Source organism: Mesorhizobium sp. KR2-14, from assembly GCF_040049255.1.
In the GTDB taxonomy this organism is placed as follows: Bacteria; Pseudomonadota; Alphaproteobacteria; order Rhizobiales; family Rhizobiaceae; genus Pseudaminobacter.
Genome location: NZ_JBDZDR010000001.1, coordinates 246178 through 267921 on the forward strand (window position 1 = coordinate 246178; position 21744 = coordinate 267921).

Here is a 21744-nt window from a genome sequence, read left to right on the forward strand (position 1 = left end):
CACTCCTCCACGATTTGTCTAGCGGAAGCAGCATCAATGTGCGTTGACCAGGATCAAAAGTCCCGTTGCCGGCTATATGAGCAGCGGCGGCACAACAGCGACATGTGAAAACACTCGGCGGAAAGCAGAATGCCGAAAGTGAGCGCCGGCATCATGATGTTCCGAGGCAGGCCGGAAGCGATAGAGGTCTTCCTGGTCCATCCAGGCGGTCCGTTCTGGCAGCGCAAGGATCTTGGTGCCTGGACCATGCCAAAGGGGGAGCCGCTAGACGGCGAAGCGCTCGATGTGGCCGCCAGGCGCGAGTTCCACGAGGAAACGGGCATAGAACCGGCGGGCGACCTGCATCTACTCGGCGAGCATCGCCAGCCCGGCGGAAAGCTCGTCACTGCCTTCGCGCTAAGGGGCGAGATCGATCCAAGCGCCGTCGTAAGCAACCAGTTTCAACTCGAGTGGCCGCCGCGCAGCGGTCATATCCGATCGTTCCCGGAAGTGGACCGCGCAGCCTGGTTCTCCATACCGCAAGCCCGCGAAAAGATCCTGAAAGGGCAACTGCCGTTTCTCGAACGGCTCGAAGGGTTGCTTGCCGCGCATTATCGTCGCTGACGGATCACGCCCCGCTTTTCGATCAACTCAAAGCGACAAGTGTAACAATCACTTACGGTAACGGGCGGAACAATTTCCCGTGTCTGGCTGTTGAGGGTCCATTAGTCACGTCAGAGGGAGCGCAAAATGCGAAATACTCTTATAGCTTTGGCTGCTGCGGCGGCGCTTGCCGGTTGCACCCAGACGGAGCGCGGCGCCGTCATCGGTGGCGCCACCGGCGCGGCGATCGGCGGTGCGGTTTCCGGAGACGTCGAGGGCGCAGTCGTTGGCGGTGCCATTGGCGCAACCGCCGGGGCTTTGATCGGCCGCGCCTCGGAGCGGGGCCGTTGTGTTTATCGCGATTATCGCGGAGCTCGCTACATTGCGCGCTGCCCGCGCGGTTATTGGTAATTGGAAACTGTCAGAAAACAATCGGCCGAAAGCCGCGACAAAAGAAAAGCCGGGCCACTCAGAGCCCGGCTTTTCGCCATTGTGCTGTGGAACAATGGTTCAGTTAACGGCGTCCTTGAGGCCCTTGCCAGCCGTGAACTTCGGCACGTTGCGCGCCGGAATCTGCACTTCGGCGCCAGTCTGCGGGTTGCGGCCCGTGGAAGCGGCGCGCTTTGACACGGCGAAATTTCCGAAGCCGACGAGACGAACGTCGCCACCCTTCTTCAGCTCGCCGGTAATGACGGAAAAGACCGCCTCGACAGCGGACTGCGCATCGCTCTTCGAGAGATTCGCAGCTTCGGCGACAGCAGAAACCAATTCGTTCTTGTTCATAAAATTTCCTTCCATGAGAAAACCGGAGACGAAAGACTCAGCCGGCGAGGAAGGGACTTTAGAAAGAACCGCTGCTTCAACCAAGCCGGAAAGTCCGGGATTCCTTGGTTTTCTGCGGTTTTTCAACGAAAAAGCCGGGCCCTGGGGCCCGGCTTCTCACCTGTTTGGCACAATTGCCGCTAGGACACCTCAATGGGCGAGGGTCTTTCCGGTTTCGTCGGTCGCTTCGGCCTTCGCCGGAGCAGCCTCTACCGGCTCCACCCATTCGATCGGTTCGGGCATGCGCACCAGCGCATGGCGCAACACTTCGCCGACGCGGCTGACCGGAACGATTTCCATTCCGCTCTTCACGTTGTCCGGAATTTCAGCCAGGTCCTTGGCGTTTTCTTCCGGGATCAGCACCTTCTTGATGCCGCCGCGAAGCGCCGCGAGCAGCTTCTCCTTCAGGCCGCCGATGGGCAGCACCCTGCCCCGCAGCGTGATCTCGCCGGTCATCGCCACATCGGCCCGTACCGGAATGCCGGTCAGAACCGACACGATGGCGGTGGCCATGGCCGTGCCGGCCGACGGGCCGTCCTTAGGCGTGGCGCCCTCCGGAACGTGGACGTGGATGTCACGCTTGTCGAACAGCGGCGGCTCGATGCCGAAGTCGATGGCCCTGCTGCGGACATAGGACGCCGCAGCCGAGATCGATTCCTTCATCACGTCGCGCAGGTTGCCGGTGACGGTCATCTTGCCCTTGCCGGGCATCATGACACCTTCGATGGTCAGCAGTTCGCCACCCACTTCCGTCCAGGCAAGACCGGTCACGACGCCAACCTGGTCGTCAGCCTCGACCTGGCCGAAGCGGAAGCGCGGGACGCCGAGATAGTCCGCCAGATTGTCGGACGTGATCTTCACGGACTTCTTCTTGGTCTTGATGATCTCGGTCACCGCCTTGCGGCCAAGCTTCATGAGCTCGCGCTCCAGGCTGCGCACGCCGGCTTCCCGCGTGTAGGTCTGAATGACCGCGCGGATGGCATCCTCGCTCACCGAAAACTCCTTCGGCTGCAGCGCGTGATCGCGAACCACCTTGGGCAGCAGATGCCGCTTGGCAATCTCGACCTTCTCGTCCTCCGTGTAGCCGGCGATACGGATGATCTCCATGCGGTCCATCAAGGGCGCAGGGATGTTCAGCGTGTTGGCCGTCGTCACGAACATGACGTTCGACAGGTCGTATTCGACCTCCAGGTAGTGATCCATGAAGGACGAGTTCTGCTCGGGATCCAGCACCTCCAACAGCGCCGACGAGGGATCGCCCCGGAAGTCCTGGCCCATCTTGTCGATCTCGTCGAGCAGGAAGAGCGGGTTGGACTTCTGGGCCTTCTTCATCGACTGGATGACCTTGCCAGGCATCGAGCCGATATAGGTGCGCCGGTGACCGCGGATCTCGGCCTCGTCGCGCACGCCACCCAGCGCCATGCGCACGAACTCGCGTCCAGTCGCCTTGGCGATCGACTTGCCGAGCGAGGTCTTGCCGACGCCGGGAGGGCCAACGAGGCACAGGATCGGGCCCTTCATCTTCTTCTGTCGGCTCTGGACGGCCAGGTACTCGACGATACGGTCCTTGACCTTGTCGAGGCCGTAGTGGTCGTGATCCAGCACCTCCTGCGCCAGCTTCAGGTCATGCTTGACCTTGGAGCTCTTGCCCCACGGGATCGAAAGCAGCCAATCGAGGTAGTTGCGCACGACCGTGGATTCGGCCGACATCGGCGACATCGAACGCAGCTTCTTCAGCTCGGCATCCGCCTTTTCGCGGGCCTCCTTGGAAAGCTTGGTCTTCTTGATGCGCGCCTCGAGCTCGGCGGCCTCGTCGCGGCCGTCCTCGCCCTCGCCGAGCTCCTTCTGGATCGCCTTCATCTGCTCGTTGAGGTAGTACTCGCGCTGCGTCTTCTCCATCTGGCGCTTGACGCGCGAGCGGATGCGCTTTTCCACCTGCAGGACGGAAATCTCGGCTTCCATGAAGCCCATGGCCTTTTCCAGCCGCTCACGCACGGAGAGCGTAGCGAGCATTTCCTGCTTCTCGGGAATCTTGATCGCCAGATGCGACGCCACCGTATCGGCGAGCTTGGAATAGTCGTCGATCTGGCTGGCCGCGCCGACCACTTCCGGCGAGATCTTCTTGTTCAGCTTGACGTAGTTCTCGAAGTCGGAGACGACCGAGCGCGACAGAGCCTCGATCTCGATCTCGTCTTCCTCAGGTTCGGCGAGAACGGTGGCCTCGGCCTCGTGGAAGTCGGTGCGATCGGTGAAGCCGGTGATCTGCGCACGCGCGGCACCCTCGACCAGCACCTTGACGGTGCCATCGGGAAGCTTGAGCAGCTGCAGGACATTGGCGAGCGTGCCCACCTCGTAGATAGCGCCCGGCTCGGGATCGTCGTCGGCTGCATTCATCTGGGTCGCGAGCAAAATCTGCTTCTCCGCGCCCATTACCTCTTCCAGCGCCTTGATCGACTTTTCCCGCCCGACGAAGAGCGGCACGATCATGTGCGGAAACACGACAATATCGCGCAGCGGCAGAACCGCATATGCACCGTCGCCGGAAGACCTGGTTACATTGGCCATTGTCTAACCTTTCATTTCGCGGTCGCAACTTGGCCAACCGCAAATCTCATATTAACGGCCGTGAACCGTTCCGCCTACCACTGTTTGCACAATGGCTGTAGCACGGAATGCCCACGGCCTTCACGGTGTTAGTTGGATGTGCGGCTAACAAAGATCAAGGGCAAAGCACAAAACCGTGCTCGTTCATCGACCATCTCGCTGGAACAGGAAACGGCGCCTTGCGGCGCCGTTGCTGTGTCGCGGCAGACGGCGCGATTACGCGCTGACATTGCCCTTCTTTTCCTTCTGCTCCGAATAGATGTAGAGCGGCCGGGCGCTGCCGGTCACCACTTCCTCGGAGATGACCACCTCCTGCACGCCTTCCAGCGCCGGAAGCTCGAACATCGTGTCGAGGAGGATAGCCTCCATGATGGAACGCAGGCCGCGAGCGCCGGTCTTGCGCTCGATCGCGCGCCTAGCGATCGCGGAAAGCGCGTTCTCGTGGAAGGTCAGCTCGACATTCTCCATTTCGAACAGGCGCTGGTACTGCTTGACCAGGGCGTTCTTCGGCTCGGACAGGATCTGGATCAGCGCCGGCTCGTCGAGATCCTCCAGCGTCGCCAGGACCGGCAGACGGCCGACGAATTCGGGGATCAGGCCGAACTTCAGCAGATCTTCCGGCTCCACCTGGCGGAACAGTTCGCCCGTGCGGCGATCCTCCGGCGAAGCCACCGTGGCGCCAAAGCCGATCGAGGTCTTGCGGCCGCGGTCGGAGATGATCTTGTCGAGGCCTGCGAAGGCACCGCCGCAGATGAACAGGATGTTGGCCGTATCCACCTGCAGGAATTCCTGCTGCGGGTGCTTCCTGCCGCCCTGAGGCGGCACGGAGGCGACTGTGCCTTCCATGATCTTCAGCAGCGCCTGCTGCACGCCCTCGCCCGAAACGTCGCGGGTTATCGACGGATTGTCGGACTTGCGCGAAATCTTGTCGATCTCGTCGATGTAGACGATGCCGCGCTGGGCGCGCTCGACATTGTAGTCGGCCGCCTGCAGCAGCTTGAGGATGATGTTCTCGACATCTTCGCCGACATAGCCCGCTTCCGTCAGCGTCGTTGCGTCGGCCATGGTGAAGGGCACGTCGATGATGCGGGCGAGCGTCTGCGCCAGAAGCGTCTTGCCGCAGCCGGTGGGGCCGATCAGCAAAATGTTCGACTTCGCCAGTTCGACGTCGTTGCTCTTGGAGGCATGCGCCAGGCGCTTGTAGTGATTGTGGACAGCCACCGAAAGCACGCGCTTCGCGTAGGGCTGGCCGATCACATAGTCGTCCAGCACCTTGAGGATTTCCTGCGGCGTCGGCACGCCTTCGCGGGACTTCACCATCGAGGTTTTGTTTTCCTCGCGGATGATGTCCATGCAAAGCTCGACGCACTCGTCGCAGATGAACACCGTCGGGCCGGCGATCAGCTTGCGCACCTCGTGCTGGCTCTTGCCGCAGAACGAGCAATAGAGCGTATTCTTGGAATCGCCGCCGTTGCTGACCTTGCTCATCTTATCCAAGTCCTTTCAGTGCTGCCCGGCCGGTATGCTGGCTGAACTATACGCATTTCGCAGCGGATCCCGCCTGACACCTACGCCCGCCCCGCCACCCCTCTGCCACACGGAGGGAAAGCGGTGCGATTCCTCACGGCGCCAAGCCCGAAACTAAGCCGCCGAAACTCAATATAGCTTTAACGTAGGCCGGAGCCCCCGTCGAGGAAACAGTAAATTGTGACGGAAATGCCGCAAGCCGAGTCAAAACTGCGTCATACTAGGCTTTTGCGGTATGCCATCACTTCGACGGGACAGCCTCCGGCGCCTCGATTGCCTCGCGGCTGGTTATCACCTTGTCGATCAACCCGAAGGCCTGCGCCTCATCGGCGGACATGAAATGGTCGCGGTCGAGCGTGCGCTCGATCGTGTCATAGTCCTTGCCGGTATGCTTCACATAGACCTCGTTCAGGCGGCGCTTCAGCTTGATGATGTCCTGGGCGTGGCGCTCAATGTCGGAAGCCTGGCCCTGGAAGCCGCCCGAAGGCTGGTGCACCATGATGCGGGCGTTGGGCGTCGCAAAGCGCATGTCCTTATGGCCGGCGCACAGCAGCAGCGAGCCCATCGAAGCCGCCTGGCCGATGCACAGCGTGGAAACTGCCGGCTTGATGAACTGCATGGTGTCGTAGATCGCCATGCCGGAAGTCACCACACCGCCGGGCGAATTGATGTAGAGCGAGATTTCCTTCTTGGGGTTCTCGGCCTCCAGGAAGAGAAGCTGGGCGCAGACCAGCGTCGCCATGCCGTCCTCGACCGGGCCGGTGATGAAGATGATGCGCTCCTTCAGAAGCCGCGAGAAGATGTCGTAGGCGCGCTCGCCCCGATTGGTCTGCTCGACCACCATCGGAACGAGGTTCATTGCGGTTTCCACGGGGTTCTTCATGAAACGTCCCTTTACGAGGATGGGATCCCGGCGCCAGCCGGCGGAATCAGCGATTGAATGTTCTCCGATAAATAGGATGCCGCGTCCCCGTTGTGCAAGGCCGAGCTGAAGGGCTCGGGCCGCCAGGGACACCGGCAGCTCTATTTCTCGAGCATTTCCTTCACGACCGTCGCCAACTGCTTAAGCGAGAAGGGTTTTGGCAGGAAACCGAACTGCGCATCGGCAGGCAGGTTGCGCGCGAACGCATCTTCCGCGTAGCCCGACACGAATATGAACTTGATGTCCGGCTGCAGCTTGCGCAGTTCGCCAAGCAGCGTCGGGCCGTCCATTTCGGGCATGACCACGTCAGAGACGACGATATCGATCTTGCCTTCCAGCTCGCGGTAGACCTCGAGCGCCTCGACGCCCGATGTGGCTTCGTGGACCGTGTAGCCACGCGAGGTCAGCGCACGCATGCCTCCCATGCGCACGGCGTCCTCGTCCTCGACCAGCAGGACCGTCGCGGAGCCGGAGAGGTCGCGCGCGGCATCGGCGACCTTGGCAGCGGGAGCCGTAGCGGCGCCTGCCTCGACGGCCGCAGCCTGCGTGCCCTCCGGCAGAGCCCGAACCTCTGCAACATGACGCGGCAGGAAGATGCGGAAGACCGTTCCCTTGCCCACCTCGGAATCGCAATAGATGAAGCCGCCGGTCTGCTTGACTATGCCATAGACCATCGACAGGCCGAGGCCCGTGCCCTTGCCCACTTCCTTCGTGGTGAAGAAGGGCTCGAAGATCTTCTTCACCACTTCCGGCGGGATGCCGGTGCCGCTGTCCTCGACCTCGACCACCACGTAGTCGGCCGGCACGAGTTCGCGATAGCCGAAGGACTTGCAGTCGTCGGCGTCCATGTTCTTGGTGCGGATCGTCAGCTCGCCACCCTCGGGCATGGCGTCGCGCGCATTGACGGTGAGATTGACGATCACCTGCTCGAACTGGCCGACGTCAGCCCTCACCGGCCACAGATCGCGGCCGTGATCGACCTTGAGGCTGACGGCGTTACCCACCAGGCGAGCCAGCAGCATGCGCAGGTCGGCCAGCACGTCGGTAAGGTTGAGCACCTCGGGCCGCAGCGTCTGCTTGCGCGAGAAGGCCAGCAACTGGCGCACCAGCGAGGCGGCGCGGTTGGCGTTCTGCTTGATATTCATGATGTCGGGGAACGACGGGTCTGACGGCCGGTGGTTGGTCAGCAACAGGTCCGACGACATGATGATGGCCGTCAGCACGTTGTTGAAATCGTGCGCGATGCCGCCTGCCAGCTGCCCCACGGCCTGCATCTTCTGGCTCTGCGCCATCTGGCTCTCGAGCGCCTTCTGCTCGGTAGTCTCGACGGCATAGACGATCGCCGCTTCCTCCGCGCCCTCTTCTCCGGCGCCATCGGCGATCGCGTTCACATAAAAGCGGAGGTGGCGGTCCTCATTGTTCGGCAATACCGTCTCGATAGGCGCGATGTCGGCCTGGCGCTGCCGCGCCCTTTCGAGGGCCGCGGCAAGTGCCGGCCGGTCGCGCTCGTGCACGACCGTATCCAGCCTGACGCGGCGATCGACGGCATCCCGGTCCACGACGGAAGAGAACAGCGAAAGGAACGGCGCATTGGTGCGCAAGATCCGCCCGTCCTTGTCGACGCCCGCAATCGCCATCGGCGTCGAGTTGAAGAAGCGGGTGAAGCGCACTTCAGACGCCCGCAACTCGGCCGAGGCATCCTCGCCCTGGGTACGGTTGAGGACGATCGTGCGGCTCGGACCGCTCACGCCCTCACGGCTTGCGGAAACACGATGCATGAAGCGCACCGGCAAAGCTTCGCCGGTCGCGGTCGCCAGGTCGAGATCGATGACGGCGTTGCGCGTGGAGCCCGGATCGGCCTTGACCGAGCGCACCAGCGCCATGCCGTCGCCGGCGACGATGTCCCGCAGGGTTATCGCGCCCGGCGTAAAGCTCGCCAGATCCACCCCGAGCCACTCGGCGAGCGTCGCGTTGATATAGGTGACACGCCCATCCTGGTCGGCAGAGAAGAAACCGGCTGGCGCGTGGTCGAGATGATCGATGGCCTTCTGCAGATCCAGGAAGAAGCGCTCCTGTTCAGCCCGCTCCCGCGATATGTCCGCCAATTGCCACGCCAGCAACGGCTGCCTCTGCCCCGGCACGTTGAAGGCGCGGCCACGGACGCTGTACCAGCGCGCACCAGGCTCGGCGCCTGGACGCACCGACTGCGACAGGCGAAATTCACCATCGCCCGCCTGGCCGTCGCGAAGCCCCGATGCGACGCGATATACGGTGGGCGCCGCCTCGGGAATATCGGACAGCAACGCCTCGACGGTCTTCACATCGGCATCCGTCGACGCACCGGTCATCTCGGCATAGGCGCGGTTGGCATAGACCACACGGCCCTTTGTATCGGTGACGACCAGCCCCTGGGACATCGAATCCACAAAGGCCTTGGACAATTCGTCCGTGGTGGAGCGTGGCGCGATCTGCACGAAACCGATTGCGGTGGCGAAAAGATAGCCAACGCCGATCATCGCCAGCACGCCCAGCATGCCGAGCAGGAACGGATCGCCGAGCCTTTCGCGGAAGATGCCAAACACGATTGCGGCGGCGGTAAGCACCACAATAAAGATGACAAGTCGCGTTATCGCGCCAGGACGCGTATTCTGGTCGACGATCGGAACCGGATAAAAATCGCCACGCGTTTCCTTGGCCATGCGTCTCTTGCCTAATTTTGCCCGGCTCTGCGTTGTAAGTGCACGGAAGCGGTTGAATCACATTCTGTCAAACGCGCATAGGCCTAGCTTGAAAATGCCCCGCGAAAAACCTGGCTTTGCCTTTCGGGGCACTTTTCAGCGCCGATGAACAAGAAGTGCAACTTGCGGATATCACGTCAGGCGGTCTAGTGTCGCGCCCGGCGATAGAACCGAGCGGGGGTATAAAGAATGGATTGGTTGGATAACATAGCTGGCGCAGGATACACTTCCGCGCTCCTTTGGACGTTTGCCGCTCTCATTCTGCTTGTGATCGTCCTTGTCATCATCAAGCTGGTCAGGAGCTTGACCTCCGGCACTTTCGTCGCCGGCGGACGCAACCGCAAGACCAGGCTGGCTGTCATGGACGCGACGGCCGTCGATAGCAACAGGCGGCTCGTTTTGGTGCGCCGCGACGATGTGGAACATCTGCTTCTGATCGGCGGCCCCACCGACCTGTTGGTCGAGCGCGACATCAGGCTGAACCAGCAACGGCGCCCCTCGCTTGCGGGCGAAAACAATCCTGATCAACCCGCGCGGCCGCGTCCGCTGGAGCAGCAGCCTGCTCCTCGCCCCGCGCCGGCACCTCGGGCCGCTGAGCCGGTGGCAAGGCCGATGCCGCAGCCGGGCATGGCACCGGGGCAGCCCGGCACGGCGCCGAGCGCCCCCTACACTGCGCCGCAGCCGATGGCTGCCGCACCACAGCCAATGGCCGCCGCGCCGCAGCCAGTCTCGCCCTTCCCTCCGCAGCCGGTGCCGCCTGCTGCTCCACAGCCGATGGCGAGACCTGCGCCTGCGCCAATGCCGCGACCGGAGCCGAGAATTCCGCTGAGCACGCCTCCTGTGCCGCCGGTTGCCCGGCAGGAGCCGGCGCCTTCGGCACCGGCGCCCCAGGTTCACTCACCCGCGCCAGAGCCCCAGTTGCCCTCTCCGGAGCATGACGGCATCGACGAGTCTCTCCTGAAGGAACTCGAAGTTTCGTTCCAGGAGGAGGAAAAGCGCGGCCACGCCGCCCCGGAGGTTTCGCTGGACGACGAGATGGCCAGGCTGCTGGGCGAGCTTTCGAACCAGAACCAGAAGCGTTGAGACGCGTGGGCCTGCTCACCTCATCGTTTTGACAGTGCAGCGCGGCAGGTGCCTGCCGCCTGCGCCTTAACGAAAATGCCACATACCCGCTCCGATAGGCTTGCCGGCGCCAGCCTGAGCAGCGAGCGTGAAAAAGGCGGCCGAAGCCGCCTTAATTCGTTAGCCGCTTGTGACGAGCGACAGGCTCAGTCATCCCGGTAGACCTTCTCACGGCGCTCATGGCGCTCCTGAGCCTCGATCGACAGCGTCGCTATCGGCCGCGCGTCCAGGCGCTTCAGCGAAATCGGCTCGCCGGTTTCCTCGCAGAAGCCATATGTGCCTTCATCGATGCGGTGAAGGGCGGAGTCGATTTTGGAAATCAGCTTGCGCTGTCTGTCACGCGCCCTAAGCTCGATGGCACGGTCGGTTTCGGAGGACGCCCGGTCGGCCAGGTCGGGATGGTTGGCGTTTTCCTGCTGGAGAATTTCGAGCGTTTCGCGTGCTTCGCGGAGAATGTCGGCTTTCCAGGCTGTGAGCTTCTGGCGGAAGTATGCCTTCTGCCGTTCATTCATGAACGGTTCGTCTTCCGAGGGAACGTAAGCGGCATCAACGAGATCGTTCATTCGATTCACCCCATTACCATTACCCGTTTTTTTGCGCCTATATATTCACCGTTCGTTGACCACACAAGCGCAATCAGCATTACACTCACGCTAATGTCAGTGGCAGTTCCAAGTGTCCGGTCTTCGGGGCGCGATGGCGGGGTGCGCTTGCATTGTAAAGCCGCTTGCAGAAGTGGAAAGACACTCTCCATGTCTTGCGATTTGTTGCACAAGAATGCTGCGATGACTAAATCCTCGTCGATGTCCGGCGGTTAGAAGCGATTGCCGAAAATGGCGGAGGGGGCGACGTGAGCAGGCTTTTTCTTCTCAGACATGCCAAGGCCGCCTGGGCGTCTCCGGGCATGCGCGACTTCGATCGCCCCCTGGACGCCACGGGCGCGGCTGACGCGGAGACGACCGGCATCGCCATGCGCGACGGCGGCTACATTCCCGACCTCACCGTCTGCTCAAATGCCGTGCGCGCCCGCCAGACGCTGGAGGGCATTGCCGGTAACGCCGATACAGGGCGGGTGATGTTTTTCGACGACCTGTACAGCGAGGATGCTGCCGGCTACCTCACCATCATCCGAAAGGTTGGCAGTGTCGGATCGCTGCTCGTGATCGGCCACAACCCGATGATGGAAGACCTTGCCCTCGCGCTGGCCGAAGACGGAGACGATGACGCACGCGCAACCCTGCATGCAGGCTTCCCCACTTCCGGCCTGGCCGTGATCCGGTTCGATGGCAGCCTGTCCGAGGCGGCGCCAGGCAAGGGGTTTCTCGAGGCTGTGCTTACTCCGCCCGACGCATGAAGGCGAAGGCCTTCGCGCAAACGCCTCGCTCTGCGAGCAGCCATTTCAAATCGCGGGCTCATTGCCTATATCGGGGGCGTCCACGGAGCGGGGTGCAGCCTTTGGCGTCTCTGACCACTTTCACCGACGAGGCGCGGATTGCGCTGGATACGCTAACGAGCCGGGCGACCGACCTTTTCTCGCCTTCGCTGCGTGTAGGCGTCACCGGCCTCTCCCGCGCGGGCAAGACCGTCTTCATCTCTGCCTTCGTCCATAATCTGATCCATGGCGGAAGGCTGCCGCTTTTCGAGGCGCAGAAGTCGGGACGCATTGCCAGGGCCTTTCTCGAAGAACAGCCGGATGACGCCGTCCCGCGCTTTCAGTACGAAGACCATATCGACGCGCTGGTAAATGCCAGGACCTGGCCGGAGTCGACCCGCGCCATCTCGGAACTGCGGCTGACCATCGAATACGAGTCCGCATCGGGCTGGAGCAGAATGTTCTCGCGCGGCAGGCTTTGTGTCGACATTGTCGACTATCCCGGCGAATGGCTGCTCGATCTGCCTCTCCTAGGCAAATCGTACCACCAGTTTTCGCGCGAGGCGCTTGAGATGGCCGTTCTGCCGGTGCGCGCCGATCTCTCCCAGGAATGGCGCGATCTTTCGCAGGCGGCAGACCCGGATGCCGACGCCGACGAGATGACTGCCCGCAACCTGTTCGAGAGTTTTGCCGCCTATCTCAAGGCCTGCAAGCTCGATGAGCGGGCGCTGTCCACGCTGCCCCCGGGACGCTTCCTCATGCCCGGGGACCTGGAGGGATCGCCGGCATTGACCTTTGCGCCGCTGCCCGGACTTGGCGAAAGCCGCCCTCGCCCCGGCTCGCTCCACGCCATGATGGAACGCCGCTACGAGGCCTACAAGACACATGTGGTCAAGCCGTTCTTTCGCGAGCACATCGCCAAGCTCGACCGACAGATCGTGCTGATCGACGCCATGCAGGCGCTTAATTCCGGGCCTGGCGCCATGGCCGATCTCGAGCGCGCCGTGACCGAAATCCTCGCCTGCTTCCGGCCCGGCAGCGGCAGCCTTCTTACCGACCTGTTTTCGCGGCGCATCGACCGTATCCTCGTAGCCGCCACCAAGGCCGACCAGCTTCATCACGAAAGCCACAGCCGGCTGCAGGCAATCGTGCGGCGGCTGACCGAACGAGCCGCTCAGCGCGCCAATCTCTCGGGCGCCGAGGTCGATGTTCTGGCCATGGCGGCCGTGCGCGCCACTCGTGAAGGCACGGTGAAACAGGGCCGCGAGGTTCTTCCCGTCATCATCGGCACGCCGCTCAAGGGCGAGACGATCGGCGGAGAAACCTTCGACGGCGAAACCGAAACGGCCATATTTCCCGGTGACTTACCGGTAAAAGCGGAATCTGTATTTGAAGTCGCCAATGGCAACCATCGCCAGGACGAGGCGGATCCATCCATCCGCTTCGTGCGTTTTCGTCCGCCAAGGCTAGAGCGGACGGCGGAAGGCGTCACGCTGTCTCTGCCGCACATCCGGCTCGACCGCGCACTTCAGTTCCTTATCGGAGATCACCTGGCATGACTTTTCCGCGCAAGCCGGCCGCCTTTCGCGTCGAGCAACCGGAACCGGCCAAGGACGAAGCTCCCGCCACGGCGAAGCGGCCGCATGAGGGCAACAACCCACGCAAGCCTCGCTCGGTGAAGGCCGAGGTTGCGATCGTCACCCCGGCCGAGGTCGACATATTCGACGAGACCGACCTGGTTACCAGCGAGCCGCCGCCCGCGCCGGCCCCGCCACGCCACTCCAGGCTTGGCGCGGTCTTCCTCGGGGCGCTCGGCGTACTGGCGTCGCTCGCCATCGGCCTGTGGACCGATCGGCTCGTCAGAGACCTGTTCGAGCGTGCCGAATGGCTGGGCTGGCTTGCCGCCGGCGTGGCGGCGATTGCTGCCGTGGCGCTCGTGGCGATCCTGTTGCGCGAGGCCCTGGCGCTCATCCGTCTCGCCTCCGTGATGAAGCTGCGCCGCCGCGCGGCCGACGCCATCGCCCGAAACGATCCCCACGCCGCGCGCGTGGTCGTGGACGAACTGGCAGGCCTCGTCGCAGCCAAGCCTGAAACGGCGGCCGGCCGTCGCATGCTTGCCGAACTGCGCGACGACATAATTGACGGCGGCGACCTGATAAGGCTGGCCGAAACCGAAATCCTGACCCCGCTCGATGCGCGCGCCAAGACCCTGATCCTGGACGCGGCCAAGCGGGTTTCGCTCGCTACAGCGGTCAGCCCGCGCGCGCTGGTCGATATTGCCTATGTCGTTTTCGAAGCCAGCCGCCTGATCCGCCGCCTGGCCGAACTCTATGGCGGCCGTCCCGGCACGCTCGGCTTCTTCCGGCTGGCCAACAGCGTCCTGGCTCACCTGGCGGTGACCGGATCGATTGCGGTGGGCGACAGTTTCGTGCAGCAGATCGTGGGACACGGGCTGGCCGCGCGCCTCTCGGCCAAGCTGGGAGAAGGTGTCGTCAATGGCATGATGACGGCACGGATCGGCATCGCCGCCATGGAAACCGCCCGCCCCCTGCCGTTCACCGCCGCAAGCCGGCCTGGAATGGGCGATTTTCTCTCGGCGCTGACCTCATTCGCCACGAAGGAAGGCAGAAAAGAACGAGAACGGCCTGCCGGCGACCGAAAGGCGGAGTGACGAAGCATTAACCAATCTTGTTCATGGTTCCGAGACGTCGTAAAAACGCTTCTTTGTAGTTCGGGTCCCCTGATGAAACGCGCATTCCTGTTCACCCTGCTGCCTGTCATGGCCATAGCCACCGCCGGCGCGAGCAAGGCCGAAACTCTGCGCGGCGCCGACAGGGACAAGAAGTTCTTCGAAAGCGTGGAAGGCGAATGGGTCGGCCCTGGCGAGATCGTCGCCGGCAAGTACAAGGGCACCAAATTCAGCTGCAGCTTCACCGGCTCCACGCCCTCCGGCACCGTGGGCATGACGCTCGACGGCGACTGCCGGGTCGGCGTGTTCAGCCAGAAGATGTCCGCAACCGTGCAGCACAGCGGCAGCAAGGGTTACAAGGGCAGCTTCCTGGATGGCGCTGCCGGCAAGGGCCTCGACATCATTTCCGGCAATGTGGTCGACTCTCGCAAGGTGGTGTTCGCGCTCAATCGGAACCAGCTCAAGGGCGTGATGCAGGCGCGCATTCCCGACGACAACACAATGAACGTCACGGTTTCCGTGCGCGTGGACGAGGAGCTTGTTCCGGTGATCGGCATGAGCCTGAAGCGCGTGGACAATGGGGCCGTGGGCTCCATAGCCCGCAAGTAGGGCTTCACATGGCAATTACAAAAGACCGGGCCTCGCGCCCGGTTTTTTGTTTGATCAGCGCGTTTGAAGCGGCGTGCTTATCTGCCTGCTGTTGGTCGAGCGGGCTTTCCGCACACGTCGCAAGCACCTATCTTGCTTGCTCGACCCAACCCGTCGCAGTGGTCCGGCGCACGAACCAGGGCAGCCACGTATGGCCGTAGAGGCTTCCAGCAGCGATCTGACCCAGGCTGTGGCGCTGCTTGCCGCGGGCGTGGTGGCAGTGCCGATCTTCAGGCGCATGGGGCTCGGCTCGATCCTCGGTTATCTCGCTGCAGGCGTTGTGATCGGACCGTTCGGGCTCGGAATCTTCTATGACCCCGCTGCCATACTCAAGGTGGCCGAACTCGGCGTGGTGATGTTTCTCTTCATCATCGGCCTGGAAATGCAGCCGTCGCGCCTCTGGAGCATGCGGCGGCAGATCTTCGGGCTTGGGCTGCTTCAGGTCGGCGTCTGCGCGGCCCTGCTTACCGGCGTCGGCCTGTTGACCGGATTTCCCGCCTCCCAGGCCTTCGTGGCGGGGGCCGGCTTCGTGCTTACTTCCACCGCCATCGTGATGCAGATTCTGGAGGAGCGCGGCGAAATCTCTTCCGAAGGCGGCCAGCGCATCGTCTCCATTCTGCTGCTCGAAGACCTGATGATCGTGCCGCTACTGGCACTCGTTGCCTTCCTCGCCCCCGCCTATCATCCCGATGCCGGCTGGGCGGATCGGCTGGCGAATGTGAGCGTGGGCGTGGCCTCGATAGCGGGCCTGATCATCGCCGGGCGCTACCTGCTCAACCCGCTCTTTCGCATATTGGCCGACTCGCATGCCCGCGAGGTCATGACCGCCGCAGCGCTTCTGGTCGTGCTCGGCTCTGCGCTGGCAATGCAGCTCAGCGGACTGTCAATGGCCATGGGCGCGTTTCTGGCCGGTGTACTACTTTCCGAATCCACCTTCCGCCACCAGCTCGAAGCCGACATCGAACCATTTCGCGGCGTGCTGCTCGGTCTTTTCTTCCTTGCCGTCGGCATGTCGCTGGACTTGCGGGTGGTGGCCGAAAACTGGCGCATGATCGCCTTTTATGTGCTCGCCTACATGCTGGTTAAGGCGCTGGGCATCTATATCGTTGCCCGTCTTCTCCGCACCGGCAACCGCATGGCGCTGGAACGGGCGGTCACCATGGCCCAGGGCGGCGAGTTTGCCTTTGTGCTCTATTCCTCGGCCATGGCCGTTGGCATCATCGACGGCGAGGCAAACGCCATCCTGACGGCAATCGTCATCATCTCCATGCTGCTGACACCGCTCGCGATCCTGCTCCTGCACAGGCTGATGCCGGCGGTCGAACAGAGCCTGGACGGGATCGATGTTGCCGAGGACCTCAATGGCAGCGTCCTGATCATCGGTTTCGGCCGCTTCGGCCAGATCGTCAGCCAGCCGCTCCTGCTGCGGGGCGTGGATGTCACGATCATCGACAACGATGTCGACATGATCCAGGCGGCCGCGACCTTCGGCTTCAAGGTCTACTATGGCGATGGCACGCGGCTGGACATATTGCACACGGCCGGCGCTGGGCGTGCCCGCGCCGTGCTGATCTGCGTCGACAAGGGCGACACGGCGGTGAAGATCGCCGAGTACATGCGGGCGGAATTCCCTCTCGTGCCGGTTCTGGCGCGTGCCTTCGACCGTGGCTTCGCCATGGACCTCATCCAGATAGGCGTCGACTACCAGATCCGCGAAACCTTCGAATCGGCTCTCGCATTCGGCCAGGCCACGCTGGAACAGTTGGGCGTCGACAGGGACGAAGCCGCCGAAATCGTCCAGGACGTACGCGAGCGCGACGCCGCGCGGCTCGACGCTCAACTCGTCGGCGGCCTGCAGGCTGGGCGCATCTTCATGAAGGGCAACCTGCCGGTGCCCGCCCCGCTGACGCCGCCGCGCCGCCCGGGTCGCGCCATGGACCAGGAAACGGCAAGCGTTCTCGGAAAATCTACAGAAACCAAAGAAGGACCTGATGCATGATGAAGGCCAATAGCAGCCCCGCGGAGGTTATCCATTTCTGGCGCAAGGCAGGGCCCGAGCGCTGGTTCTCCAAAGACGACGTCTTCGATTCCGAGTTTCACGGCCAGTTCCGCGAACTGCATTTTGCGGCGGCCCGGCGCGAACTCGACCACTGGGCCGAGCACGCCGACGGCTCGCTGGCCCTGCTCATCCTGCTCGATCAGTTTCCCCGCAACTGCTTCCGCGGCACGGCGCATATGTATGCCACCGATCCTCTCGCCCGCTATTACGCGACGAAGGCAGTCGAGGCGGGCCATGACGAGCAGGTGGACCCGGAGTTGCGGGTGTTCATGTATCTGCCCTTCGAGCACTCCGAAAACATCGCAGACCAGTATCGTTCGGTAGAACTCACCCTGCTTCTCGACGAGTCCTACATGAAATACGCCCTCGAGCACCGGGACATCATCCAGCGCTTCGGGCGCTTCCCTCATCGCAATCCAATGCTCGGCCGCGAAACCACGCCGGAAGAACAGGCTTTCCTGGATTCGGGCGGCTTTGCTGGCTGACGCCTTCGTGGGCGCGAACGCCGGTCAGGCGTCGCGCCACCAATCCTGGCCGGACGGCAGCTTCTCGATGCCGGCAAGATCGACGCGCGGCAGGCAGTCGGCAGCGCCTACGCCGCCCGCGGAAAACGTGGGCGCGATTTCCAGCAAAGGCACGAGCACGAATGCGCGCTCGAACATGCGCGGATGCGGCAGCTCAAGGCCCGCTTCATCTATCGTGCGATCTCCGAAGGCCAGGATGTCTATGTCGACCAGCCTCGGCCCCCATCTTTCCTGGCGCACGCGCTTCAGCTTGTGCTCGGCCTCGAGGCAAAGCTCCAGCAGCTCGCGCGGCGAGCGGCTTGTGGCGATCTCGGCCGCCACATTGAGGAAATCCGGCTGGTCAAGCTTGCCCCACGGTGGCGTGCGATAGAGCGAGGAGACCGCCACGACTTCGGTCTGCGGGTCCGCGTCCAACAGCCGAAGTGCCGCCGCCATAGTGGCGGCGGGATCGCCGAGGTTGCCCCCGAGGCTGAGATAGACGCGCTCTTTGCTGTGACTGGACAAGCCTTACCTCGACTGATCGAAGAACGGAATTGAACGGATCAGACGATCAGGAGCCTGACTTCGGCGTTTCGCGTGCAAGGATAGCATCGGCCACGACCAGCGCATCCGCATTGATTGCGACATTGTGCACGCGAAACAGCGATGCGCCCTTGAGCCGCAGAACGACGCTGGTTGCCGCCGTTGCCGCATCCCGCGCTTCGGAAACCTTTCCCGAGACATGGCCCACGAAACGCTTGCGCGAAGTGCCGACGAGGAAGGGAAAGCCGAGCGCGTGAAGCTCGCCGAACCGGGCCATCAGTTGCAGGTTCTCTTCGGCGTCCTTGGCGAAGCCGAAGCCGGGATCGAGCACGATCTGCTCCCTGGCCACCCCAGCCTCGCCTGCGATGCGCAGCGATTCTTTCAGGAACTCGAACTGGTCGACGATCACGTCCGGGTTCTTTTCGCGATCGCGGCCGGTGTGCATGACGACGAGCCCCGCCCCTGTCTCGGCTGCGAGCTGGGCAATGCCGGGCTCGCGCTGGAGCCCCCAGACGTCGTTGACGATGTGCGCGCCTGCGGCAACGGCAAGCCGGGCGGTTTCCTCGCGATAGGTATCGACGGAAATCAGCACATCGCTGGATTTCGCCAGAGCGCTGATGACCGGGAGGATACGCGCCTGCTCTTCCTCGGGTGAAACCGGCGTGGCACCCGGCCGAGTGGATTCGCCACCCACGTCGATGATGGCCGCGCCCTCGGACATCATACGGCGAGCCTGTTCGACGGCGCGCTCGAGGTCCACGAACTGTCCGCCATCGGAAAAACTGTCCGGGGTGATGTTCAAGATGCCCATCACCAGCGCGCTAGTGCCGATGTCGAGAAAGCGCCCGTGAGCCAATTGCCATCGTATGGTCATAGCAGTCTGTTGTTTACCGATGAAGCGGGGTCACAAAAATTCGGCTCCTTCAGATGGAACGCGGAAGCCACGATTTCCATTGCGTGGCATATGCCCGTAATGCAAGGCAATTTAAGAGGCAATATGATGAAACCCACCCTGCTGACCGCCGTGGCGCTCGCCTGCATGGCCACGCCAGCGGCTTCCGCCTCCGTTTCCAAGACCTACAATTATTTTTCTGTCGGCGGAAAAACCCTGGACGACATCGTCGACGAATTGTCGCGGCAAGGGCCGCGCGTCCCCGGATCGGATGCCCGCCATCCCGGTGCCACGCAGATGCAATTCACGACGAAGCTTATCACGGCTCAGGGGAAGAATTCCTGCCAGGTCCTGGATGCCAGGACCACCGTCACCGCAAAGGTGATGCTTCCCAAATGGCGGAAGCCGCGGAAGCCGGACCCAGATGTCAAGCTGATCTGGGACACATTGGCTTCCGACATCAAGCGGCACGAGGAGAGCCATCTGGTGATTGCCAAGAACTATGCCCGTGAACTGGAGCAGAAGTTGCAGGCGATAGGGCGGCAAAAGGACTGCCAAACCGTGTCCGAGAAGGCGAAGGCCACCACGGCCCGCGTGCTCGCCCGTCATGACAAGGCGCAGGCTGACTTCGACAAGATCGAAGGGAAAAATTTCGAGAGCCGAATTACGAAGCTGCTGAAATACCGCATTCAGCAAATCAAGTTGGGCCGCCTGCCCGGCTGACGCATATGTAAGGGTCCAAGGCGGCCTCGCCGGGAGCCCATGCCACTGGGCTAGTCTGGGACTCCGAGCTTCCTGTGGAGGCTGGACGAAGAGGTCGTGTACTGGAACACGATGCGTTCGGCAGGGCTGACGATCTTCTTGGCGGCCTGCGCCATGAGTGCCGCCTCGTGAAAGCCGCACAGGATGAGCCTCAGCTTGCCCGAATACCAGTTGATGTCGCCGATGGCGAAGACGCCGGGCACCGAAGTCTCGAACTTCTCGGTATCGACAGGGATCTGGTTCTCGTGAAGGTTGAGGCCCCAGTCGGAGATCGGCCCGAGCTTCATGGTGAGGCCGAAGAAGGGCAGCATGCGCGTGCAGGGAACCTCGATCTCGCCGTCCGGTCCCTTTACGGTCGCTGCGCTCAGTTGGCCGCCCTCGCCGCTCAACTTCGTCACCTGGCCGACCTGGAAGTCGATCAGCCCCTCGTCCCGCATGGCAAGCATCTTGTTGACGCTGTCGGGCGCGGCGCGGAACTCCGGCCGGCGGTGCACCAGCGTGACACTCTTGGCAACGGGCTGCAGGTTGAGCGTCCAGTCCAGCGCGGAGTCGCCGCCGCCGACGACGAGGAGGTCCTGCCCGCGAAACTCTTCCATCCGGCGCACTGAATAAAAGACACTCGTTCCCTCGTAGTCCTCGATGCCCGGAATCGGCGGCCGCTTGGGCTGGAATGCGCCGGCGCCGGCAGCAATCACCACCACCTTGGCCTCGACCGTCTCGCCGGCGTCCGTGGTCGCCCGAAAGCCGCCCTGCTCAAGCCGCTCGAGCCCGCTGACCATGCGGTTGAACAGGAACTGCGGCTTGAACGGTTCGATCTGCTGCATCAACTGGTCGACGAGACCTTGCGCGGAGATCGAAGGCCAGGCCGGAATGTCGTAGATCGGCTTTTCCGGATAGAGCTCGGTGCACTGCCCGCCTGGCCGGTCGAGGATGTCGACAAGCAGGCACTTCATGTCGAAGAGGCCGAGCTCGAAAACCGCAAAAAGCGCTACCGGCCCCGCCCCGACGATCAGAACATCAGTCTTGAAGGTGTCCATCTGCCTTCCCCCCGCTTGCCGATCGGCGGCCCACTTTCACAGGAACATCGCCGCAACCTGCCCGCCGGGAGGCGGACAGTCAGCCTTGCCTTTCAGGAACCTGCACCACGAGGCCGTCCAGTTCGTCGCGGACCTTGATCTGGCAGGACAGCCGCGAATTGGGCCGCACGTCATAGGCAAAGTCCAGCATATCCTCTTCCATCGGCTCCGGCTCGCCAACCACGTCGGTCCACGCCTCGTCGACATAGACATGACAGGTTGCGCAGGCACATGCGCCGCCACATTCCGCCTCGATGCCGGGCACGGCATTGCGAATGGCGTTCTCCATGACGGTCGAGCCGTTCTCGGCCTCCACATCGAAACGGGTGCCGTCGAAGGCAACGAAGGAAAGCTTGGTCATTATAGCCCCTGAAACGAGTATGCAGCCGAGATAATCACTCCGGCGCGCAAGTCAACTGCGGCGCAAAAGCGGCGCCCCACGACGCAATCAGTGGCTGCCGCGAAATTGCTAGCGGTTGATTGTGGCGATAAAGTCCCGCACCTCGTCTATGAGGTCGGCGAGGCGCTGCAGCAGGTGCTGGTCCTGCGGTTGCCTCTCGATCGCCGATGCCCAATCGGCTATGGCAAACGCACCGATACCGCGCGCTGAACCCTTCAGCCCATGCGCGAGGCTCAAGCGCTCGTTTACAGTGGCCTCGGCGATCTGATCGCGCACCTGCAGCGCGTGGTGCATGAACATATCGAGTACTTCCTGCTCAAGCGCGCGGTCGCCCATGGTCTGCCGCCCGAGATGGACGAGATCCACAGGGCGCGCCGGCGTCGAGCAGCTACCCTCGCCCCCCGGCATGGAAAAGGCGACGGCGTTGGGTTCCAGGGGTGTCATTTCTGCCTTCTTTGGACTATGCCTGACGCGGCGCCAGAC

Annotated in this window: 21 protein-coding genes; 10 read left to right on the forward strand and 11 right to left on the reverse strand. The window is 62.8% G+C overall.

Annotated elements, in window-relative coordinates:
* The first annotated feature begins 129 nt into the window (after nucleotides 1–129).
* The gene (locus ABLE86_RS01160) at nucleotides 130–603 is read left to right on the forward strand and encodes an NUDIX domain-containing protein (RefSeq protein WP_348777081.1); all 474 of its coding nucleotides are present in this window, start codon (nucleotides 130–132) and stop codon (nucleotides 601–603) included.
* Nucleotides 604–729: 126 nt separating this feature from the next.
* Nucleotides 730–993 carry a glycine zipper domain-containing protein gene (locus tag ABLE86_RS01165; RefSeq protein WP_348777082.1) on the forward strand — a complete coding sequence of 88 codons (264 nt, stop codon included), beginning with the start codon at nucleotides 730–732 and terminating at the stop codon, nucleotides 991–993.
* 99 nt (nucleotides 994–1092) lie between these two features.
* Here the strand turns inward: ABLE86_RS01165 and hupB are convergent, their stop codons facing one another.
* The 5 genes from hupB to ABLE86_RS01190 form a co-directional block, all read right to left on the reverse strand.
* Nucleotides 1093–1365, reverse strand: coding sequence for a DNA-binding protein HupB (gene hupB / locus ABLE86_RS01170; protein ID WP_348777711.1), 273 nt, complete (start codon nucleotides 1363–1365; stop codon nucleotides 1093–1095).
* 189 nt (nucleotides 1366–1554) lie between these two features.
* Nucleotides 1555–3969 carry an endopeptidase La gene (gene lon, locus ABLE86_RS01175; protein WP_348777083.1) on the reverse strand — a complete coding sequence of 805 codons (2415 nt, stop codon included), beginning with the start codon at nucleotides 3967–3969 and terminating at the stop codon, nucleotides 1555–1557.
* Nucleotides 3970–4224: 255 nt separating this feature from the next.
* Nucleotides 4225–5496, reverse strand: coding sequence for an ATP-dependent Clp protease ATP-binding subunit ClpX (gene clpX / locus ABLE86_RS01180; protein ID WP_348777084.1), 1272 nt, complete (start codon nucleotides 5494–5496; stop codon nucleotides 4225–4227).
* Nucleotides 5497–5776: 280 nt separating this feature from the next.
* On the reverse strand, nucleotides 5777–6418 hold the full coding sequence (locus ABLE86_RS01185) for an ATP-dependent Clp protease proteolytic subunit (RefSeq protein WP_348777085.1): 642 nt from the start codon (nucleotides 6416–6418) through the stop codon (nucleotides 5777–5779).
* 140 nt (nucleotides 6419–6558) lie between these two features.
* The gene (locus tag ABLE86_RS01190) at nucleotides 6559–9156 is read right to left on the reverse strand and encodes an ATP-binding protein (protein WP_348777086.1); all 2598 of its coding nucleotides are present in this window, start codon (nucleotides 9154–9156) and stop codon (nucleotides 6559–6561) included.
* 228 nt (nucleotides 9157–9384) lie between these two features.
* Here ABLE86_RS01190 and ABLE86_RS01195 point away from each other — a divergent pair, with 228 nt between their 5' ends.
* The gene (locus ABLE86_RS01195) at nucleotides 9385–10278 is read left to right on the forward strand and encodes a hypothetical protein (RefSeq protein WP_348777087.1); all 894 of its coding nucleotides are present in this window, start codon (nucleotides 9385–9387) and stop codon (nucleotides 10276–10278) included.
* Between the two features lie 185 nt (nucleotides 10279–10463).
* Here the strand turns inward: ABLE86_RS01195 and dksA are convergent, their stop codons facing one another.
* Nucleotides 10464–10880, reverse strand: a complete 417-nt coding sequence (gene dksA, locus ABLE86_RS01200) for an RNA polymerase-binding protein DksA (protein WP_348777088.1) — start codon at nucleotides 10878–10880, stop codon at nucleotides 10464–10466.
* A gap of 287 nt (nucleotides 10881–11167) precedes the next feature.
* Between dksA and ABLE86_RS01205 the strand changes: the two genes are divergently transcribed.
* The 6 genes from ABLE86_RS01205 (at nucleotide 11168) to ABLE86_RS01230 (ending at nucleotide 17570) form a co-directional block, all read left to right on the forward strand.
* Nucleotides 11168–11671, forward strand: a complete 504-nt coding sequence (locus ABLE86_RS01205) for a histidine phosphatase family protein (protein ID WP_348777089.1) — start codon at nucleotides 11168–11170, stop codon at nucleotides 11669–11671.
* A 101-nt stretch (nucleotides 11672–11772) separates the two neighbouring features.
* Complete coding sequence (locus ABLE86_RS01210) at nucleotides 11773–13248, forward strand: YcjX family protein (RefSeq protein ID WP_348777090.1); 1476 nt, start codon at nucleotides 11773–11775, stop codon at nucleotides 13246–13248.
* Complete coding sequence (locus tag ABLE86_RS01215; RefSeq protein ID WP_348777091.1) at nucleotides 13245–14360, forward strand: TIGR01620 family protein; 1116 nt, start codon at nucleotides 13245–13247, stop codon at nucleotides 14358–14360. Before ABLE86_RS01210 ends, ABLE86_RS01215 begins: the two co-directional genes overlap by 4 nt.
* Nucleotides 14361–14432: 72 nt before the next feature.
* On the forward strand, nucleotides 14433–14987 hold the full coding sequence (locus ABLE86_RS01220) for a hypothetical protein (RefSeq protein WP_348777092.1): 555 nt from the start codon (nucleotides 14433–14435) through the stop codon (nucleotides 14985–14987).
* Between the two features lie 190 nt (nucleotides 14988–15177).
* Nucleotides 15178–17025: a monovalent cation:proton antiporter-2 (CPA2) family protein gene (locus tag ABLE86_RS01225; RefSeq protein WP_348777093.1), complete on the forward strand. Its 1848-nt coding sequence runs from the start codon at nucleotides 15178–15180 to the stop codon at nucleotides 17023–17025.
* On the forward strand, nucleotides 17025–17570 hold the full coding sequence (locus ABLE86_RS01230; protein ID WP_348777712.1) for a DUF924 family protein: 546 nt from the start codon (nucleotides 17025–17027) through the stop codon (nucleotides 17568–17570). The genes ABLE86_RS01225 and ABLE86_RS01230 overlap by 1 nt, the downstream gene beginning before the upstream one ends.
* Nucleotides 17571–17594: 24 nt before the next feature.
* Here the strand turns inward: ABLE86_RS01230 and folK are convergent, their stop codons facing one another.
* Together folK and folP are read right to left on the reverse strand one after the other, a co-directional pair.
* Nucleotides 17595–18113, reverse strand: coding sequence for a 2-amino-4-hydroxy-6-hydroxymethyldihydropteridine diphosphokinase (gene folK / locus ABLE86_RS01235; protein WP_348777094.1), 519 nt, complete (start codon nucleotides 18111–18113; stop codon nucleotides 17595–17597).
* Between the two features lie 46 nt (nucleotides 18114–18159).
* Nucleotides 18160–19005: a dihydropteroate synthase gene (folP, locus tag ABLE86_RS01240; RefSeq protein ID WP_348777095.1), complete on the reverse strand. Its 846-nt coding sequence runs from the start codon at nucleotides 19003–19005 to the stop codon at nucleotides 18160–18162.
* A 123-nt stretch (nucleotides 19006–19128) separates the two neighbouring features.
* Here folP and ABLE86_RS01245 point away from each other — a divergent pair, with 123 nt between their 5' ends.
* Complete coding sequence (locus ABLE86_RS01245) at nucleotides 19129–19746, forward strand: DUF922 domain-containing protein (RefSeq protein ID WP_348777096.1); 618 nt, start codon at nucleotides 19129–19131, stop codon at nucleotides 19744–19746.
* A gap of 50 nt (nucleotides 19747–19796) precedes the next feature.
* On the opposite strand, the gene ABLE86_RS01250 is transcribed toward ABLE86_RS01245, so the two are convergent.
* The 3 genes from ABLE86_RS01250 to ABLE86_RS01260 form a co-directional block, all read right to left on the reverse strand.
* Nucleotides 19797–20822 carry an NAD(P)/FAD-dependent oxidoreductase gene (locus ABLE86_RS01250; RefSeq protein WP_348777097.1) on the reverse strand — a complete coding sequence of 342 codons (1026 nt, stop codon included), beginning with the start codon at nucleotides 20820–20822 and terminating at the stop codon, nucleotides 19797–19799.
* Nucleotides 20823–20901: 79 nt separating this feature from the next.
* Nucleotides 20902–21222 carry a 2Fe-2S iron-sulfur cluster-binding protein gene (locus tag ABLE86_RS01255; protein WP_348777098.1) on the reverse strand — a complete coding sequence of 107 codons (321 nt, stop codon included), beginning with the start codon at nucleotides 21220–21222 and terminating at the stop codon, nucleotides 20902–20904.
* 108 nt (nucleotides 21223–21330) lie between these two features.
* Nucleotides 21331–21705, reverse strand: coding sequence for an Hpt domain-containing protein (locus ABLE86_RS01260; RefSeq protein ID WP_348777099.1), 375 nt, complete (start codon nucleotides 21703–21705; stop codon nucleotides 21331–21333).
* Nucleotides 21706–21744: the final 39 nt, after the last annotated feature.

Excerpts from the sequence above, each read along its gene's own strand:
- ABLE86_RS01160 (WP_348777081.1), top strand. The coding sequence starts at position 130 with ATGCCGAAAGTGAGCGCCGGCATCATGATGTTCCGAGGCAGGCCGGAA.
- ABLE86_RS01165 (WP_348777082.1), top strand. The coding sequence starts at position 730 with ATGCGAAATACTCTTATAGCTTTGGCTGCTGCGGCGGCGCTTGCCGGT.
- hupB (WP_348777711.1), bottom strand. The coding sequence starts at position 1,365 with ATGAACAAGAACGAATTGGTTTCTGCTGTCGCCGAAGCTGCGAATCTC.
- lon (WP_348777083.1), bottom strand. The coding sequence starts at position 3,969 with ATGGCCAATGTAACCAGGTCTTCCGGCGACGGTGCATATGCGGTTCTG.
- clpX (WP_348777084.1), bottom strand. The coding sequence starts at position 5,496 with ATGAGCAAGGTCAGCAACGGCGGCGATTCCAAGAATACGCTCTATTGC.
- ABLE86_RS01185 (WP_348777085.1), bottom strand. The coding sequence starts at position 6,418 with ATGAAGAACCCCGTGGAAACCGCAATGAACCTCGTTCCGATGGTGGTC.
- ABLE86_RS01190 (WP_348777086.1), bottom strand. The coding sequence starts at position 9,156 with ATGGCCAAGGAAACGCGTGGCGATTTTTATCCGGTTCCGATCGTCGAC.
- ABLE86_RS01195 (WP_348777087.1), top strand. The coding sequence starts at position 9,385 with ATGGATTGGTTGGATAACATAGCTGGCGCAGGATACACTTCCGCGCTC.
- dksA (WP_348777088.1), bottom strand. The coding sequence starts at position 10,880 with ATGAACGATCTCGTTGATGCCGCTTACGTTCCCTCGGAAGACGAACCG.
- ABLE86_RS01215 (WP_348777091.1), top strand. The coding sequence starts at position 13,245 with ATGACTTTTCCGCGCAAGCCGGCCGCCTTTCGCGTCGAGCAACCGGAA.
- ABLE86_RS01220 (WP_348777092.1), top strand. The coding sequence starts at position 14,433 with ATGAAACGCGCATTCCTGTTCACCCTGCTGCCTGTCATGGCCATAGCC.
- ABLE86_RS01225 (WP_348777093.1), top strand. The coding sequence starts at position 15,178 with ATGGCCGTAGAGGCTTCCAGCAGCGATCTGACCCAGGCTGTGGCGCTG.
- ABLE86_RS01230 (WP_348777712.1), top strand. The coding sequence starts at position 17,025 with ATGAAGGCCAATAGCAGCCCCGCGGAGGTTATCCATTTCTGGCGCAAG.
- folP (WP_348777095.1), bottom strand. The coding sequence starts at position 19,005 with ATGACCATACGATGGCAATTGGCTCACGGGCGCTTTCTCGACATCGGC.
- ABLE86_RS01245 (WP_348777096.1), top strand. The coding sequence starts at position 19,129 with ATGATGAAACCCACCCTGCTGACCGCCGTGGCGCTCGCCTGCATGGCC.
- ABLE86_RS01250 (WP_348777097.1), bottom strand. The coding sequence starts at position 20,822 with ATGGACACCTTCAAGACTGATGTTCTGATCGTCGGGGCGGGGCCGGTA.
- ABLE86_RS01255 (WP_348777098.1), bottom strand. The coding sequence starts at position 21,222 with ATGACCAAGCTTTCCTTCGTTGCCTTCGACGGCACCCGTTTCGATGTG.
- ABLE86_RS01260 (WP_348777099.1), bottom strand. The coding sequence starts at position 21,705 with ATGACACCCCTGGAACCCAACGCCGTCGCCTTTTCCATGCCGGGGGGC.